The following is a 15564-nucleotide window of genomic DNA, read 5'->3' on the forward strand; positions in this document are numbered from 1 at the left end:
TCCACCAGCGAGCGGGGGAAGGCCCCGGATGCGGCGGTGCGACCGGAGCACCGTTCGATCTGCGGCCTGTGCTTGGACACCAGGTCCGTCGCGGAGGTGGCCGCTCATCTACGGTTACCGCTCGGTGCGGCCAAGGTGTTGATCGGTGACATGGCCGGTATGGGGCTGGTCCTGATCCATCAAAGCGGCATGGTCGTCGGCGACCGGCCCTCGATCGATTTCATGGAAAGGGTGCTCAGTGGTCTCCGCAGGCTCTAGTCCCCTCGGCACGCGCGGCACGTCACCGCAGCCGACGACCTCGGCCAAGATCGTTGTCGCTGGCGGGTTCGGGGTCGGCAAGACGACACTTGTCGGCTCGGTGTCCGAGATCGTCCCGCTCACCACGGAAGCGGTCATGACCGAAGCGAGCGTGGACGTCGACGACCTGTCGGCCACCCCGAACAAGGTCACCACCACCGTCGCGATGGACTTCGGGCGCGTCTCCCTGGACAGCGACCTGATCCTGTACCTGTTCGGTACGCCGGGTCAGCACCGCTTCTGGTTCATGTGGGACGACCTCGTGCGCGGCGCCATCGGCGCCGTGGTGCTGGTCGACACCCGCCGCCTCGCCGACGCCTTCGCCTCGATCGACTTCTTCGAGGACCGCCAGTTGCCTTACGTGGTGGCGATCAACTGCTTCGACCAGGTGCTGCACCACCGGGTCGACGACGTGCGCGACGCGCTCGCCATCGAGCAGACGGTCCCCGTGGTCACCTGCGACGCGCGCAACCGCGAGTCCACCACGGAAACGCTCATCACCCTGGTCGAGCACGCGATGCACCAGCGGATGTCCGCCCGCGCCGGCTGATCGTCGGCGTCGTCCCCTGACCTACCTACCTGGAGAATGTCATGTCCCGCATACGGTTTCGACCTCTTGTGCTCCTGACCGTCCTCGCTCTCGTGCTCTCCGCCTGCAGCGAGGTCAAGAGCGAGGAGGGTGGTGCCGACAGTGGCCCGATCAAGATCGGGTACGTGAGCCCGCAAACCGGTGCGCTCGCGCCGTTCGGGGAAGCCGACAGCTTCATCATCGACCAGATGAAGGAGCACTTCGAGACCAAAGGAGGACTCACCGTCGCGGGGAAGCAGCGCGACGTCGAGATCATCGCGCGGGACAGCCAGTCCGACAGCAAGCGGGCCGCGGACGTCGCCGCCGACCTGATCCTGCAGGATGACGTCGACCTGATTCTCGTCGGGTCCACTCCGGACACCACCAATCCGGTTGCGGACCAGGGCGAGGCCAACGGCGTCCCGGTCATCTCGTCGCTCGCCCCCTGGCAGCCGTACTTCCTCGGGCGGAAGGGCAATCCGGCCGATCCCTTCAAATGGACGTACCACTTCTTCTGGGGACTGGAGGACGTCGAGGCCGTCTACCAGGACATGTGGAACGAGATCGACACCAACAAGAAGGTTGCCGCGCTGTGGCCGAACGACCCCGACGGCCTCGCCTGGGGTGACCCCAAGACCGGCTTCCCGCCCGTCGTCGCCGAGAACGGGTACAAGATGGTCGACCCAGGTTACTACGCAAACGGCACCCAGGACTTCTCCGCCCAGATTTCCACCTTCAAGGAACAGGGGACGGAGATCCTCGCCGGAGTACCGATCCCGCCGGACTTCACGACGTTCTGGAAGCAGGCCTCCCAACAGGGCTTCCGGCCGAAGTTCGCGACCATCGGCAAGGCTCTGCTGTTCCCGTCCAATATCGAGGCGCTCGGCGACCTCGGGAACAACCTTGCCACCGAGGTGTGGTGGACGCCGTCGCACCCGTACAGCAGCTCCCTCACCGGCCAGACCGCGCAGCAACTCGCCGACGCGTACACAGCGCGGACCGGCAAGCAGTGGACCCAGTTACTCGGCTTCGTCCACGCGCTCTTCGAGGTCGCGGCAACGGCCCTGACACGGTCTAACGGGACGAAGGAGGGCGTCGCGAAGGCCCTGGCCCGCCTGAGGGTCGACACGGTGGTCGGACCGCTGGACTGGACGAGCGGTCCGGTGCCCAACGTCGCCAAGACCCCGGTGGCTGGCGGCCAGTGGCGGCGCAACGCCGACCAGTCGTACTCGTTGGTCGTCGTCAGCAACAAGCAGAATCCCGAGATCCCGGTCGGTGGCCAGGTCGAGCCGCTTCGGTGAGCATGGCGTTGCTGGACGTGACCGGTTTGGGCAAACGGTTCGGCCGTGTCGTCGTTGCCGAAGACGTGTCCTTTTCCGTGGCCGGGGGCGAGGTGCTCGGTGTGGTGGGACCCAACGGCGCCGGGAAGTCCACCCTGCTCAACCTGATCAGCGGTGTCCTCGCCCCTGATCTGGGCAGCGTCCGCCTGGGTGGGCACGACGTGACCCGGCGGGGCGCGGCGGCCCGCGCCCGCGCCGGGATCGGCCGTACGTACCAGATCCCACGGCCGTTCGCGAAGATGACCGTGTTCGAGAACGCGCTGGTCGGCGCGACATTCGCCGGCCGGCGCCGAGGGGAGGCATCCGCTCTCGCACTGGCCGCTCTGCGGCGGACTGGGCTGCTGGCACACGCCAACGCACCGGCCGGGACGCTGCGACTGCTCGACCGCAGACGGCTCGAACTGGCCCGGGCGCTCGCCAGCCGGCCCACATTGCTGCTGCTCGACGAGATCGCGGGCGGGTTGGCCGAGCACGAGGTCCCCCAACTCATCGACATCGTGCGGGAACTGCGGGACGAGGGCGTCGCCGTGATCTGGATCGAGCACGTCGTCCACGCACTGCTGTCGGGTGTCGACCGGCTGATGTGCCTGTCGGAGGGGCGCGTGCTTGCGATCGGCGACCCGCACGAGGTGATGACCAGCCAGCTGGTACGCGAGGTGTACCTCGGCACCGACCCGGACCTGGAGGTGGCTCACTGACCGGCCGGGCGCCGAGCGGGGCACTGCTGGACCTCGTCGGTGTCGACGTGCACTACGGCGACTTCCAAGCGATCTTCGGCGTCAGCCTCGCGTTGGCCGAGGGCGAGACCGTGGCGGTGCTCGGCGCCAACGGCGCGGGCAAGTCGACGTTGCTCAAGGCCATCACCGGGATGCTGCCCATCACCGCCGGCGACGTTCGCTACAACGGCAGGTCCCTGCACGGCACCCCCGCGCACCGGCGGGCCGGCATGGGCATCGCGCTCGTGCCCGAGGGACGCCGGCTCTTCCCCTCCCTCACCGTCGAGGAGAACCTGCTCGTCGGAGGTTACCGAGCACGGCCAGGGCTCTGGAACCGGCGATCTGTATACGACCTGTTCCCCTTGCTCCGCCCACTGCGGAAGCGACCGGCGAGCGTGCTCTCCGGTGGTGAGCAGCAGGCGGTGGCCATCGGTCGGGCGCTGATGAGCAACCCGCGGCTGCTGCTGCTCGACGAGGTCTCCCTCGGGCTGGCTCCGATCGTCGTCAAGCAGCTCTACGCGGCGTTGCCGGCCATCACCGCATCCGGCGCCACCGTCCTGGTCGTGGAGCAGGACATGCGCCAGGCGATGGCCGTCGCGGACCGGGTGCACTGTCTGATCGAGGGACGCACGGCCCTCGAGGCCCACGTCTCGGAGGTCACCGCGGATCAGGTCGCGAATGCCTACTTCGGATCGATCACGAACGCCGTGTCATGACACTGGTGAATGCGGTCGTGCAAGGTGTCCTGCTCGGTGGGATGTACGCGCTGTTCGCCACCGGGCTCTCGCTCATGTTCGGGGTGATGCGCGTCGTCAACCTCGCGCACGGCGACTTCGCGGTGCTCGCCGCCTTCTTCGGCTTGGTCCTCGTCGACGCCCTGTCGCTCTCCCCGCTGGTCACGCTGCTCATCATCGTTCCCGGTATGGCCGCGCTCGGGTACTTGCTGCACCGTGGCGTGCTGCAGCGCACCGTGGTGGCGAGTCCACTGCCCGCGTTGCTCGTCACCTTCGGGTTGTCGATCGTGGTACAGAACCTGTTGCTGGAGCTCTTCTCCGCCGACCAGCGCCGGCTGCAGATCGGCAGCTTCGAGACCCGCAGCTTCCAGGTAGCGGGTGACCTCGCGATCGGCTACTTCCCCGCGGTCGTGTTCGCGATCGCGGTGGCGCTGCTGGTCGGGCTGTCGCTGTTCCTGCACCGTACCCAGCTCGGGCGGTTGATGCGTGCCACCAGCGACGACCAGGAGACGGCACGGTTGATGGGCGTGGACAACCGGAACATGTACGCGTTCGCCGCCGCGATCGCGTTTGCCACGGTCGCGCTGGCCGGCGTCCTCAACGGCGTGCAGACCAACTTCAGTCCGGCGGCGGGCCCGACGCTGCTCATCTTCGCGTTCGAGGCAGTGATCATCGGCGGGCTCGGGAGCCTGTGGGGCACCCTGCTCGGCGGAATCGTGCTCGGCGTGGCGCAGAACGTTGGTGCCTGGATCGAGCCCGCGCAGCAGGTGTTGGCCGGGCACCTCGTGTTCCTCCTGGTGTTGGCGCTACGTCCGCGGGGGCTCCTCGCGAAGGGAGCCCCGGCATGACCGAGCCCGTGACGGTTCGACGGTCCACCACGTCGACCAGGGTGAGCGGCGGTCTGCTCGTGTTGAGTGTCGTTGCGCTGGCAATGCTGCCCTACGTCGTGGTGCCCAGCCAGGTCTTCGGGGTCATCGACTTGTTCGTTTTCGTCGTGCTGGCGACCATGTGGAACCTGCTCGCCGGGTATGGCGGCATGGTCTCCGTCGGACAGCAGGCGTACATCGGAATCGGCGCGTACGGCTTGGTCTACCTCGCCGACCAGCTGGGCGTCAACGCGTTCCTCGCCGTACCCCTCGTCGCCATCCTCGCCGCCGCGATCGCCATCCCGGTGTCCTACCTCGCGTTTCGGTTGGTGGGCGGGTACTTCGCGATCGGCACCTGGGTGATCGCCGAGGTCGTCAGGCTGCTCACGGTGCAGGTAGACGCCATGGGAGGAGGTTCCGGCATCTCCCTCCGCAGCCTCAGTGGCATCGACCGCGACCTGCGCATCGCTTTCACGTATTGGTTCGCGCTCGGCGTCGCGACGGTCGCGGTGGTCGCCACGTACCTGCTGATCCGCTCTCGCCTGGGGACCGCCCTGACCGCGATTCGCGACGAGCCGACCGCTGCGGCGAGCAACGGAGTCGACGTCACCCGCGTGAAGCGGATCGTGTTCGCAGTCAGTGCGGCGGGCTGCGGCGCGGCCGGTGCGATCCTCGCGCTCAGTTCTCTCCGGGTGCAGCCGGACAGTGTCTACAGTGTCCAGTGGACGGCTTTCATGATCTTCATGGTTGTCATCGGCGGTGTCGGCACACTCGAAGGCCCGCTCGTCGGGGCCGTCCTGTTCTTCGTACTCCGCGAGTGGCTCGCACAGTTCGGCGCCATCTACCTCGTCGTGTTCGGCGCCGTCGCCATCGCCGTCACGTTGTTCGTTCCGCAAGGACTGTGGGGTGTGGTCAGCCGTGGCCGGCTCCGCCTGTTCGCCGTCGGCCATACCGTGCGGCTGCCCGCCAACCCGAATCCCACACCGCCTGCGCGGGGGGCGTCATGACGCCGAAGGCTACGAAACTCGCCGGCACCCTCCCGCGACTGGTCGCAGCCGTCGAGTAGATCTTCGCCGAGGACAATGTCACGTACCCTGATGGGTGCGGCTGGTGAGATGGTGCCGCTTTACGACCTCGGCGACGAGGTCGTTGCGGTCGAGTAGGGCCTGACCAGTTCCCTCGCCGTCGCGTGGATCTGCGCCGGCTCTGTGGCGGGTCGGGTCGGATCGTGGCCATGCCGTCCGCGGTCAGCGCGCCGGCGATGGCGACCGCGTGGTCGCGGAACGCGGGCACCCGGGCGGGTACCTACTCGAGCCCGATCAGCGCGGCGACTGCGAGCGGCCAGGCGTCCGGGATCGCTCCGCGAGAGCCGGCGCCGCCAGCTCTCGGCCTCCGCGACGAGGTCCTCGAGCCCGGCCAGCACCGCGCCGCGGACACCTTCGAGTCCTTTGTAGAGCAAGGTGTAGACGGTGTCGGCCAGCCCGGCGATGTCCGCGTGCCGGCGGTCGTAGAACGGCTGCGCCTCCCAGATGCGGGCGCCGTCCAGGTGCGTGGCGGCACCGCGCTCGTGCGCCTAAGCCACCTGCGCGACGAGGTCGTCCCAATCGGGCAGCAGGCCGCCGATCTCGCGTTGCGGCGGCTCGATCAGCAGCGCCGCGGGCCGCTCGCCGACCTGCCGCAGCGCGGCGAGGTGAGGGGCTCGGGCCGGTTGCCAGCGGCGACGAGGCGCAGCTCGTGCACGGCGGCGTAGCCGCGTTCCTCCCCCAGAGGTCCAGGTGGGTCAGCGGGTGCGCGACGAACGCGCGGCGACCGGTGCGCTCGGCATGCACGCGGAGTGCGACCTGCTGGGCACCGCAAAGCCCCGAAGCCGAAGGGCGTCGAGGTGCGGTGAGGCGTCCAACGCCGCGGTTGGCGCGCACGCTGTGCGCTCAGCCCGGTCATGTTCTTACCGAGGCCGACGAGTCCTACTGGCGGTGGGTCGTTCAAACCCGACCGCCCGGACTGACGATGAGGCCGTGCTCCTGCGTTCACTCGAGTGCGCCACCGCGGCACGCGATGCCGCGCTACTTGTACGCGATACCGGCGCTCGTAGGACCGGCGAGCGGAAGGACCTCTACCTCCCGGAAGCCTGCCTCCTTGCACCATGAGGCAAAGTCGGTGCCCGTGAAGTCGAACGCATCGCCGAACTCGATCAGCATGTTGAGCGACATGAGGAGGCCGAACGCGTTTTCGCGGCGGGCGTCGTCGATGATGTTCTCGATGACGATGTAGGCCCCGCCCTCCGGCAGCGCGTCGTAGGCCGCTTTGATCAGCTGCTTCTTCCGGTCGAGGTTCCAGTCGTGGAGGATCATTCCCATCGTTATGACGTCGGCCTTGGGTAGGGGGTCGCTGAAGAAGTCTCCCCCCACCGCCTCCACCCGATCGCTCACTCCGGTTGCTTCGATCGTTCGCTTGGCGATCGGCTCGACAACCGGCAGGTCAAAGGTGGTGCATTTCAGATGGGGGTGCTTGTCGGCAAGGGTGATCGAGAGGTGACCGCCTGCGCCGCCCGCGTCGCAGAGGGTCCCGTACCTGGAGAAATCGAACTTCTCCGCCAGCGCGCGGAACGGCCCCGCGGAGATCCCGGCCATCGCGTTCATGAACTGCTCGAGCCGGCCCTCGTCGCTGTAGACCTCTTCGAACATCGGCTTGCCGTTGTGCTTGACCTCGTTCTGCGGCTTCCCAGTCCGCAGACCGTCGGTGAGATCGCCCCAGAATGGATACAGCCGTGCGTTGCACATCTCGAGGAACCCGCCGATGTAGGCGGGACCCGCCTTGTCGAGAAAGGCCGCGCTGGCATCCGTATTGCGGTAGACGGCATCGAGACCATTACCCTCGCGATCGAGTAGTTGGAGGGCGACGAGCGCATCGGGGAAGTCGGGAACCGCCCGCTCGTGCAGCCCGAGCGCCTCGGTCATCTCCGGAGCGGTCATCCCATCGCTGCCCAGCTTGGTGAACAGCTCGAGCTCGACCGCAGATAGGAGCGCCTTCGACGCCCAGAACCCCATACCGACCTGCATGATGTGTGAAGGGTCAACTTGCCCCGACATCCTCTACCTCCTACGGATTCCTGCTTCTGTCTCGCAGCGCCCGACAGTATCCGAGAGGGACGGCCCGGAACAACAGCCGAGAGGTGCTCGCTCGCCGTCCTGGCCCATGTCGGGTGAGGTCTCGGGTGGCACGCCGGGGTCGGCGTCTCCACCACTACGTGTTGGCGGTATGTCAACGAAACCGTCGAGTTGCTCGCTGCGCGGGCACCCAGGCTCCGCGAGGCGTTGCGGAAGGCGAAGCGGCAGAAGATAGCCTATGTGATCATCGACGGCACGCTGATCCCGATCGACCGGATCGCCGCCGATCGGCCGTTTTCCCCGGCAAGCACAAGCGGCACGGGGTGAACCTGCTCGACATGAGTGGGCTTCAGGCGGGCGTGCTCGGACTAGATGCGGGAGGTGGGGTCGAGGAGCTCGTGCCTCGCGTGGCCGAAGTGCTCGGCGATGCCGGCATGGCGATCGACCTGCGGGTACCGGAGACCGGCGGAGCACCCTCCGCATGTGACAGCCGATGCGGCTGACGGTGCGGTGCGGATCCGGGTGGTCGACCACGGCCCCGGGATCCCGGAGCAGAACCGGGATCGAGTGTTCATGCCCTTTCAGCGGCTGGGCGATCGGCAGACCACCGATGGCGTCGGACTCGGGCTCGCGCTGTCCCGCCGTCTCGTGGAGGCGATGCCGGAATGATCGAACCGACTACCACGCCCGGCGGCGGCCTCACCATGGTCGTGACGGTGCCGCATTGCTGACATGACCCGCGTTCTTGTCGTCGAGGATGAGCCGCAGCTGTAGCGGACTCTCGCGGTCGGCGTGCGCTCCCAGAAGTACGAGCCGGTGCTCACGGCGAACGCCGCCACGGCCCTTCGATCGGTGGCGGACGACCAGCCCGGGCTGATCGTGCTCGACCTCGGCCTGCCTGACATGGATGGTGCCGAGGTGATTCGGAGCGTGCGCGCCTGGTCCGATGTCCCATTCTGGTGCTGTCCGCCCGGACCGACGGCGCCGACAAGGTGCGAGCGCTCGACGCGGGCGCTGACGACTACATCACGAAGCCGTACCACGGAAGTACCCGGAGGAGTTGCGTGTGCGGGCGACGCGTCTGGCGGTCGAGGCGAGGCGGGATCCGGCGTCGAGTAGTGGGGCGATCCGCCGGATCGCGGACCAGCTCGGGGTGCACCCTGAAGCGTTGCGGATGTGGGTGAAGCAGGCCGAGACTGACGAGGGGGTGCGGTCTCGGCGGATGCGGCCAGGATCGCGGAGTTGGAACGGGAGAACCGTGAGCTGCGGCGGGCGAACCAGATCCTGAAGTCAGCGGCGTCTTTCTTTGCAGCTGAGCTGGACCGTCCGTCGCGATGAAAGTCGAGTTCGTCGACTCCCAGCGGGATCAGCACGGTGTCCAGCCGGTCCTGGCGGCGCTCAAGCAGACGCCTGCCGAGATCGCACCGTCGACCTACTACGCCGCCAAGGCGCGCCCGGAGCCCGCTCGCGCGGCGCGAGACCGGGAGCTGGTCGCGAAGATCGAGCAGGTGCAAGAGGACAACTACAGCGTCTACGGGGCGCGGAAGGGCTGGGCCGAGCTGAACCGGCAGGGTCTCGACGTGGCACGGTGCATGGTCGAACGGCTCATGCGCGAGACCGGGCTTCGCGGGCTGCTGCGGGACAAGTCCCCGCGCACCACCAAGCCAGCCGCCGAGACTGGTCGACCAGGTGATCTGGTCGAACGCGACTTCACCGCCACCGGTCCGAACGAGTTGTGGGTCGCGGACCTGACCTACGTCCGCGCCGCCGCCGGCTGGGGTCTACGCCGCGTTCATCCTGGACGTGTTCGCCCGCCTGACCGTCGGCTGGCAGGCCGCCACCAGCCTGCACACGCGACGTGCCCCGTGCGCTGGCCCAGTACCTTGGACGGCTCCTGCACGCCGAGCGTTGCCAGCGCGGTACCCGCACGAACAGCAGGGCGTTGACCTGCTTTCGGCAGGCGGTGTTCGGGTTGCGGTGGTTTCGGGAGGACCGGGATGTGCCCGAACGACGGTCTGACGCACCTCGTCTTGGACGGCAGGCTGTTCTCCACCGATCGGCTCGGCGAGAAGACCACCAGCGTCAAGGGTGAGCAGATCGACGCCTGGTACTCCGGCAAGCACCGTGAGCCCGGCGGCAATGTCCAAGCCCTGATGGAGCCCACCGGATTCCCGCTTTGGCTCTCCGAGGTCGAACCGGGTTCGACCCATGACATCACCGCAGCCCGAGAGCACGTTCTCGGCGCCCTGTACTGGGCCTATTCCCATCTCGACCTGCCCACATTGGCCGACGGCGGCTACGCCGGAGCCGGCATCGGCGTGCACACCCCGATCAAACAACCCGCTGGCAACCAAGAGTTCGATGTCGACAACCACACCTACAACAGCTGCTCCGTGGGCTGCGCTGCCTGGGCGAACGCGCCTTTCGCACTACTCGTCGGCGGCTGGCACGCACTCGACCACATCACCACCAGCCCTCGCAAGATCGGCACCATCGTCAAAGCCGCGCTCGTACCCACCCATTTCGAACACGGACGACTGAACAAGAGTTGGTGAGATCACCTCACTGAACACCGCTTTGTCGGCAGTGCAACGGCTCGCATTGTCCTGGCAGCCCAACACACCCGGATCGGGAGCCTGGCCGGGCCGAGTGCTCCGCGGGGTCCGGGCAGAGTACTCACGCAAGGACACTTACGTCACCCACTACTGGCGTGCGCGACTCGTGCGTCCGGAATTCTCCAGCTCAGCCCGTCCGCAGCGGGAACCAGACCATCGTCGAAAAGTGGCGTATCGTTCCCGTCTTCCGTCATGAGGCTTCGGCCCTCTCGGCCGCGCTCGCGGTTGACCCGAACGATGTCGTAGTCGTCTGAATCCGTACTCTCGGGCAGCTTCCCAGCTTCACCGTCACGGTCAGCGGCTTGTTGCACCATGTCCGCGAATGCCGCACCGACGGTGCCACGTTTCTCGAAGAAGTCGCTCGACGCGCTGGCGCCACCTGCCACCAAACGGACGAACGCGTGATTCGCCTGCTCGTCGGTGGCGAGAACCTTTCGTGCCTTCCAGTAGTAGGCGTCCCACTCCTGTTCCATGTCGTAGAAGGCGACAAGAAAGTCATAGAAGAGGCCGAACTCACGACGGTATCGGCGGTCGAACTCGCTCAGTGCCTGCTCGGAGGTGACCGTTCCCCGCAGAATGCTGTTCACGGTTCGCGCCGCGAGAACCCCGCCATATGTCGCCAGGTGAACACCTGAGGAAAACACCGGATCGATGAAACACGCGGCGTCCCCGATGAGCAGCAAACCCGGCGCGTGCAGTTGCTCGTTGGAGTACGACCAGTCTTTTCGTGTGCGGACCTCGCCATACATACCATCGGTGACCCGCTTCGCTCCGGACAACAGATCACGTACCAAGGGCGCCTCCTGCGCGAAGCTTTCGAGAGCGGCGACGCGATCCTTGGCGATGGCGCCGGCCCGACGCCGGTCGACCACCGCGCCGATACTGGTCAGCTCGTCACTCAACGGAATGAACCAGCACCAGCCGTCGCGGAACGCGGACGTGACGATGTTTCCGGAGTTCGGCGGGTCGACGCGTTTCGCACCGGAGTAGTAGCCGTAGACCGCGACATTCCTGAAGAATTCGGAATATATGCGCTTACCTGCGTAAGAGGCGAAGCGCGACGAGTTTCCCGAGGCATCGATGACGAACCGAGCTCGGATGGATACCTTCTCTCCCTCGTGCGCACGGGCGATCACACCGCGCAGCCCGCCGTCCTCGGAGGGAATGCCTTCCAGGGCTCGCCATCCCTCGCGGACATCGACGCCATTGGCCTGCGCGTTGCGCAACAGGATCTCGTCGAATCGAGCCCGTTCGACCTGAAACGCGTAGTCCGCGTTGCCCAGCGTCGCCATGGCGAAGGAGAATGTCCATGGCTCTTCCTGCTTACCCCATCGGAAAGTTCCGCCCCGCTTGCGCACGAAACCGGCATCGTGCAGCTGATCCCACACGCCGAGGAGTCGGCACACTCCGTGAATCGTCGCCGGCAGCAAGGATTCCCCCACGGAATGCCGTGGGTGGAATTCCTTTTCGAGCAGGATTACTCGATGACCTGCTTTTGCCACCAATGTCGCGACCGTCGATCCCGCCGGCCCGCCGCCAACGACGACAACGTCTGCTTCCTCCATATTTACTCCTCCACATCACATCGATAGTGCTCGATCCTGGAACGGCTGCGCCGCGGCCGAGAGCACTGACCCGGCGAAACTCGACAGTTCGGGTCAGCGTGCCGCCGTGGATATGCGACCGGGTACGGATCAGGTAGCTGCCTGACCAGTTCCCTCGTCGTCGCGTGGATCTGCGCCGGCTCGTCGGCATCCACCCGGATGGCTCCCCGGATGGGGGATGGTTCCCGGCATGCCGCGCGTCACTCCTCGAGCAGGTCGGGCTGCTCCTTGGTGATCTCTTCGTACAGCAGCTGGAAGCTGAACCAGGCCACCTGCGAGTCGCCGAAACCGTCTTTCGCGGCGAGCGCCTGCGCATCGGTCATGGGCTTCGGCGTGCCGGCCGCCATCGACAGCAACTGCACCCGCGCGCAGCTGTCGAAGATGAAGAACCAGTGCACGGCCGCCTCGAGCGAGGTGCCGACGGTGATCAGACCGTGGTGGCGCAACAGGATCGCGCGCTTGTCGCCGAGTTTCTCGGCGATGTCCCGGCCCTGCTCGACCGTGATCGACGGGCCCTGGTAGTCGTCGTAGAGGACCTGGTCGTTGAAGAACGCCGCGGACTCCTGGTCGAGCGGGTCCAGCAGCTGGCTGAGTGCGCCGAGCGCCCTGGAGTGCGTCGTGTGCGCGTGCGCTGCGGCCTCGGCGTCAGCGCGCATTCCGTGGATCTGGGAGTGGATGACGAACGCGCTCGGGTTGACCGGATGCCGCCCGTCGACAACGTTGCCCTTCTCGTCGACACAGATGAGATCGCCGACGGTCACCAGGCTGAACGAGACACCGAAGGGGTTCACCCAGAACTGGTCCAGATGTTCGGGATCGCGCACCGAGACGTGCCCAGAGATGCCCTCACCGAAACCGAACTTGCCGAACAGTCGTAAGGTCGCCGCCAGCCGTTGCTTGCGATGACGGCGTTCGTCTCGCACGTCGTCGAATATGGGTGCCTCCGGCATCGGCAGGCCGGTGTGGGTGTCGGCGAGATGGCTCTCACGCGCGTAACGCTCCACAGCGGACATTCGGTGTCCTCTCGTTGTCGGGCAGGGATGTCGGTACGTCTCATGCCGTGGCCCGCTGCGACCAGGCGGCGTTGTCGGAACGGATCGACCGCACTATGTCGATCGCGCGATCCACAAGGGACTCCATGCCGACCGTGAAGAAGATGCTGCCGATGGCGGGATCGCCGAGGGCGTAGAGCCGCGGCTGCGGTCGGGAGTCGACGACGAGCCGGCTGGTGGCGCGCTCGACGCGCAGGCCGCCGTGTGGGTGCGGTTCGGCCAGCCCGGCCGAGACCAGCGAGCTGACCAGCGACCGCGCTTCCTCGGAAACCTTGCGCTGCCGGCCATTGACCGCGCTGACCACGATCCCGGTGCGGAAGTCGCAGTGCGTCGTCTCGATCATGAAGCCGTCTGCGGTGGTCTCGACGTTGTGCACCCCGGTGACCAGGCTGAGCTGGTCGGAGTCGATCAGCGACAGCAGCACGGCCGCGCTGCGTGGCGGCATGGGGCAGCACAGGCTCTCGAACTCGCGGTCGTAGCCCGCGAGGAAGCGGTCCTTCTCGAGTTCGGTGAGCAGTGGCCAGACATCCGGTCCTGCCTCGGGCACGGCCCGCTGCAGGATCCGCAGCGCGATGCTCGGCGAGTCCACCTCGCCGAGTTGCCTGCGCAGCCGAGCGACCGGAGCTTCCGTCGACACGTTGTCGAGCTCGCGTCGGATGGTCGAGGAGTGCTCTCCGGCATCGCGGAGCTCCATGTCCATGATCGCGGCCAGGTCCGCGATGGTGACCGTCTCGTTCCTGGCGGCCATCGCACGGAATCGGCTTGGTTTGAAGTGCCGCAGCACATGCTGGACGCGCCGCTGCCGGACACTGGGGAGCACGCCTCTTCGGGACAACAACCGGATTCGTCCGCGGTGCCCGAGGTGAGTCAGCGCGAGCACCACGTCGACGGCGGTCAGCCCGCTGCCGATCACGGCGACGTCAGCCGCAGGATCGATGTGCGAGAGTTCCTGCACCGTCGGGTACGGGTCCTTGACGAAACCCTCGGCGCCGGTCAGCGAGTACGGGTCGGCCGGGCTGCCCGCGCCGACGCTGAGCACCGCGTAGTCCACCTCGTAGGTCGCGCCCCGCGCCGTGCGGAGGACGAGGCCGTCCACCGAGTGCGCGGCGGACTCGACCCGTTCGCGGACCAGTTCGGGCTCCCACCCGCGGCGCAGCAGCGTCAGCAGCGCGGTCCGCGCGGACTGCTCGAGGTAGTCGCCGAACACCGCGCGAGGGATGAACTGTGCGCCCGAGATGGGATCGGTGAAGGAAGCCTTTGCGCCGACCAAGCGTTCTCGGTTGGCGAGCCACCGGTAGAGGTGCTCGGAGTCGCCGGCACGAACCGACATGTCGTCCGGAACGGCGTTGACCCGAACCACATCGAGGTCGGGGCGGTACGGCCGACCTCGCCACAGGTGGTCGGACGCCTCGAACACCATGATCGTGCCTGCCGGTAAGTCCGGCTCCTCGGCGAGCGCGTCCAGGAGGCTGACGGCGGACGCGCCACCTCCGACGACGCCAATTCTTGGTTTCTGCAGCATCAGTCCGCCCTGATGTGTCGCATGCGGTCGTGAATGGGTTCGATGCGCCATGCAAGAGGCGGCAGGCGCATCACGGCATGACCGAGAATGCTCACCCCGGATCCACCGCCGGGATTGTGACCGGTAGTATGTCCTGACCGTGAAAATTCCCTTTGGACTGGGAAGCTCGGGGTTGCTGACGCTCCGGAACCCATGATCGAAAGGCCATCCCTCAGGTGCGTTTGTTGCATGTCGCGGCCAAGACGCACGCGGCTGTCGATGACCCGAATCTCAGGTCGCACGCCGGGCTTGTCCCGGCGGCGCGGCTGGCTGAGAACGCGTGCCTGGAGCCGGTCGCCGAGCAGGTGCACGTGGGCGCGAAGCCGGATCTGGCGATCGGCTCGCTGATCGCGGGATGATCGCCGGGGCGGACACCATTGACCGGATGGATGTGCTGGCCGACGGGGACACGCTGGCGTTCGTCGATGTGGACTCGGTCCGGCGGCGGGCGTTCGGTGCGACCAAACAGGACGCAGTGTTCGGGCACGCCAAGATCGCGTCGAAGTCGCTGCTGGTGCGCGGGTTGAACGCGCTGGCTGCGGCCGTGTCGACTCCGCTGGTCGCGGCCACCCGGCGGCCCGGCGGCGGCAACGCCGCATTCGCCCGGGAAGCCGGGGTGCCGGGCATGATCGTTGTGTGTGCTGACTCTGCTTGCTGCAACGGCGTTTGCTGCAACGGCGCGTTCGTCGCGGCCCGCCGCCGCGCGAATGCGCGCTTCTCGGTCACCGCGCGGATGGATCCCAAACGCGCCACCGGCTCGATCGTCGAGGTGCCCTACGCTGCGTTCGCGTCCAGACGTACGCACCGCACCGGTGGCCGTCTGATCGCGCGCCGTGTGAAGCGCCTGAACCGGAAGGCCGCGGCCCAGGGCCGCGGCAACGCAGTCGCCGATCAGGTCTTCGCCGACCTGATCGAGAGACCGCTGAACCATCTGCCCTCCAGCGAGTTCGACGTCAACGCCGCCTGGCCGCAGTTGGCGGGCACCGCGCAGACACGTGCCCGAGCGGTCGGCACCATGGCCTCAGCCCGCCACGCCGTGGCGCGCGGCGCCACCATCCACGCCGAGCTGATCCAGGTCGCGGACTGACCCACCCGCATCGGTCG

General features: G+C 67.1%; 18 protein-coding genes and 2 pseudogenes. 15 read left to right on the forward strand and 5 right to left on the reverse strand.

The features are described 5' to 3' along the window. From ACRDTB_RS00005 to ACRDTB_RS00035, 7 genes are all read left to right on the forward strand, one after another. The coding region (locus ACRDTB_RS00005; protein ID WP_431427713.1) for a DUF742 domain-containing protein at window positions 1-258 on the forward strand (258 nt) is incomplete at its 5' end. Then, complete coding sequence (locus ACRDTB_RS00010) at window positions 239-847, forward strand: GTP-binding protein (RefSeq protein WP_431427714.1); 609 nt, start codon at window positions 239-241, stop codon at window positions 845-847. The genes ACRDTB_RS00005 and ACRDTB_RS00010, both read left to right, overlap by 20 nt. A gap of 68 nt (window positions 848-915) precedes the next feature. Further along, a complete protein-coding gene (locus ACRDTB_RS00015) occupies window positions 916-2166 on the forward strand; it encodes an ABC transporter substrate-binding protein (RefSeq protein WP_431427715.1) in 1251 nt (416 codons plus the stop codon). A gap of 2 nt (window positions 2167-2168) precedes the next feature. Further along, window positions 2169-2903, forward strand: coding sequence for an ABC transporter ATP-binding protein (locus ACRDTB_RS00020; RefSeq protein WP_431427904.1), 735 nt, complete (start codon window positions 2169-2171; stop codon window positions 2901-2903). A gap of 47 nt (window positions 2904-2950) precedes the next feature. Continuing rightward, window positions 2951-3637 (forward strand): ABC transporter ATP-binding protein, encoded by a 687-nt coding sequence (locus ACRDTB_RS00025; RefSeq protein WP_431427716.1) that lies wholly within the window; start codon window positions 2951-2953, stop codon window positions 3635-3637. Continuing rightward, window positions 3634-4503 carry a branched-chain amino acid ABC transporter permease gene (locus tag ACRDTB_RS00030; protein ID WP_431427717.1) on the forward strand — a complete coding sequence of 290 codons (870 nt, stop codon included), beginning with the start codon at window positions 3634-3636 and terminating at the stop codon, window positions 4501-4503. The genes ACRDTB_RS00025 and ACRDTB_RS00030 overlap by 4 nt, the downstream gene beginning before the upstream one ends. Beyond that, the gene (locus ACRDTB_RS00035) at window positions 4500-5528 is read left to right on the forward strand and encodes a branched-chain amino acid ABC transporter permease (RefSeq protein ID WP_431427718.1); all 1029 of its coding nucleotides are present in this window, start codon (window positions 4500-4502) and stop codon (window positions 5526-5528) included. Before ACRDTB_RS00030 ends, ACRDTB_RS00035 begins: the two co-directional genes overlap by 4 nt. Window positions 5529-5647: 119 nt before the next feature. Here the strand turns inward: ACRDTB_RS00035 and ACRDTB_RS00040 are convergent, their stop codons facing one another. Then, entirely contained in the window at window positions 5648-6067 is a 420-nt protein-coding gene (locus ACRDTB_RS00040) for a hypothetical protein (RefSeq protein ID WP_431427905.1), read from the reverse strand. Between the two features lie 517 nt (window positions 6068-6584). After that, window positions 6585-7610 (reverse strand): methyltransferase, encoded by a 1026-nt coding sequence (locus ACRDTB_RS00045; RefSeq protein WP_431427719.1) that lies wholly within the window; start codon window positions 7608-7610, stop codon window positions 6585-6587. 132 nt (window positions 7611-7742) lie between these two features. Between ACRDTB_RS00045 and ACRDTB_RS00050 the strand changes: the two are divergent. From ACRDTB_RS00050 to ACRDTB_RS00075, 6 genes and pseudogenes are all read left to right on the forward strand, one after another. Next, a pseudogene (locus ACRDTB_RS00050) lies at window positions 7743-7960 on the forward strand (IS5/IS1182 family transposase); the annotation flags it as partial. A gap of 151 nt (window positions 7961-8111) precedes the next feature. Then, window positions 8112-8297, forward strand: coding sequence for a sensor histidine kinase (locus ACRDTB_RS00055; RefSeq protein WP_431427720.1), 186 nt, complete (start codon window positions 8112-8114; stop codon window positions 8295-8297). 183 nt (window positions 8298-8480) lie between these two features. Next, window positions 8481-8747 carry a hypothetical protein gene (locus ACRDTB_RS00060; protein WP_431427906.1) on the forward strand — a complete coding sequence of 89 codons (267 nt, stop codon included), beginning with the start codon at window positions 8481-8483 and terminating at the stop codon, window positions 8745-8747. Further along, window positions 8683-8916: pseudogene (locus ACRDTB_RS00065) on the forward strand (transposase); the annotation flags it as partial. The gene ACRDTB_RS00060 and the pseudogene ACRDTB_RS00065, both read left to right, overlap by 65 nt. A 46-nt stretch (window positions 8917-8962) precedes the next feature. Continuing rightward, window positions 8963-9574: an IS3 family transposase gene (locus ACRDTB_RS00070; RefSeq protein WP_431427721.1), complete on the forward strand. Its 612-nt coding sequence runs from the start codon at window positions 8963-8965 to the stop codon at window positions 9572-9574. Window positions 9575-9658: 84 nt separating this feature from the next. Continuing rightward, entirely contained in the window at window positions 9659-10183 is a 525-nt protein-coding gene (locus ACRDTB_RS00075) for a transposase family protein (RefSeq protein ID WP_431427722.1), read from the forward strand. A 140-nt stretch (window positions 10184-10323) separates the two neighbouring features. Here the strand turns inward: ACRDTB_RS00075 and ACRDTB_RS00080 are convergent, their stop codons facing one another. The 3 genes from ACRDTB_RS00080 to ACRDTB_RS00090 form a co-directional block, all read right to left on the reverse strand. Then, on the reverse strand, window positions 10324-11808 hold the full coding sequence (locus tag ACRDTB_RS00080) for a tryptophan 7-halogenase (RefSeq protein ID WP_431427723.1): 1485 nt from the start codon (window positions 11806-11808) through the stop codon (window positions 10324-10326). A 239-nt stretch (window positions 11809-12047) separates the two neighbouring features. After that, entirely contained in the window at window positions 12048-12860 is an 813-nt protein-coding gene (locus ACRDTB_RS00085) for a class II aldolase/adducin family protein (protein WP_431427724.1), read from the reverse strand. A 40-nt stretch (window positions 12861-12900) separates the two neighbouring features. Beyond that, window positions 12901-14421: an FAD/NAD(P)-binding protein gene (locus tag ACRDTB_RS00090; RefSeq protein ID WP_431427725.1), complete on the reverse strand. Its 1521-nt coding sequence runs from the start codon at window positions 14419-14421 to the stop codon at window positions 12901-12903. A gap of 215 nt (window positions 14422-14636) precedes the next feature. Between ACRDTB_RS00090 and ACRDTB_RS00095 the strand changes: the two genes are divergently transcribed. Both ACRDTB_RS00095 and ACRDTB_RS00100 read left to right on the forward strand, forming a co-directional pair. Continuing rightward, window positions 14637-14819 (forward strand): hypothetical protein, encoded by a 183-nt coding sequence (locus ACRDTB_RS00095; RefSeq protein WP_431427726.1) that lies wholly within the window; start codon window positions 14637-14639, stop codon window positions 14817-14819. Then, on the forward strand, window positions 14816-15547 hold the full coding sequence (locus ACRDTB_RS00100) for a hypothetical protein (RefSeq protein ID WP_431427727.1): 732 nt from the start codon (window positions 14816-14818) through the stop codon (window positions 15545-15547). Before ACRDTB_RS00095 ends, ACRDTB_RS00100 begins: the two co-directional genes overlap by 4 nt. Window positions 15548-15564: the final 17 nt, after the last annotated feature.

It is taken from the genome of Actinophytocola sp. (assembly GCF_050699935.1).
GTDB lineage: Bacteria > Actinomycetota > Actinomycetes > Mycobacteriales > Pseudonocardiaceae > Actinophytocola.

Bases quoted from the DNA above. Each gene is read 5' to 3' on its own strand.
- ACRDTB_RS00090 (WP_431427725.1), bottom strand. From the start codon at position 14,421: ATGCTGCAGAAACCAAGAATTGGCGTCGTCGGAGGTGGCGCGTCCGCC.
- ACRDTB_RS00045 (WP_431427719.1), bottom strand. From the start codon at position 7,610: ATGTCGGGGCAAGTTGACCCTTCACACATCATGCAGGTCGGTATGGGG.
- ACRDTB_RS00035 (WP_431427718.1), top strand. From the start codon at position 4,500: ATGACCGAGCCCGTGACGGTTCGACGGTCCACCACGTCGACCAGGGTG.
- ACRDTB_RS00100 (WP_431427727.1), top strand. From the start codon at position 14,816: ATGATCGCCGGGGCGGACACCATTGACCGGATGGATGTGCTGGCCGAC.
- ACRDTB_RS00030 (WP_431427717.1), top strand. From the start codon at position 3,634: ATGACACTGGTGAATGCGGTCGTGCAAGGTGTCCTGCTCGGTGGGATG.
- ACRDTB_RS00020 (WP_431427904.1), top strand. From the start codon at position 2,169: ATGGCGTTGCTGGACGTGACCGGTTTGGGCAAACGGTTCGGCCGTGTC.
- ACRDTB_RS00080 (WP_431427723.1), bottom strand. From the start codon at position 11,808: ATGGAGGAAGCAGACGTTGTCGTCGTTGGCGGCGGGCCGGCGGGATCG.
- ACRDTB_RS00070 (WP_431427721.1), top strand. From the start codon at position 8,963: ATGAAAGTCGAGTTCGTCGACTCCCAGCGGGATCAGCACGGTGTCCAG.
- ACRDTB_RS00085 (WP_431427724.1), bottom strand. From the start codon at position 12,860: ATGTCCGCTGTGGAGCGTTACGCGCGTGAGAGCCATCTCGCCGACACC.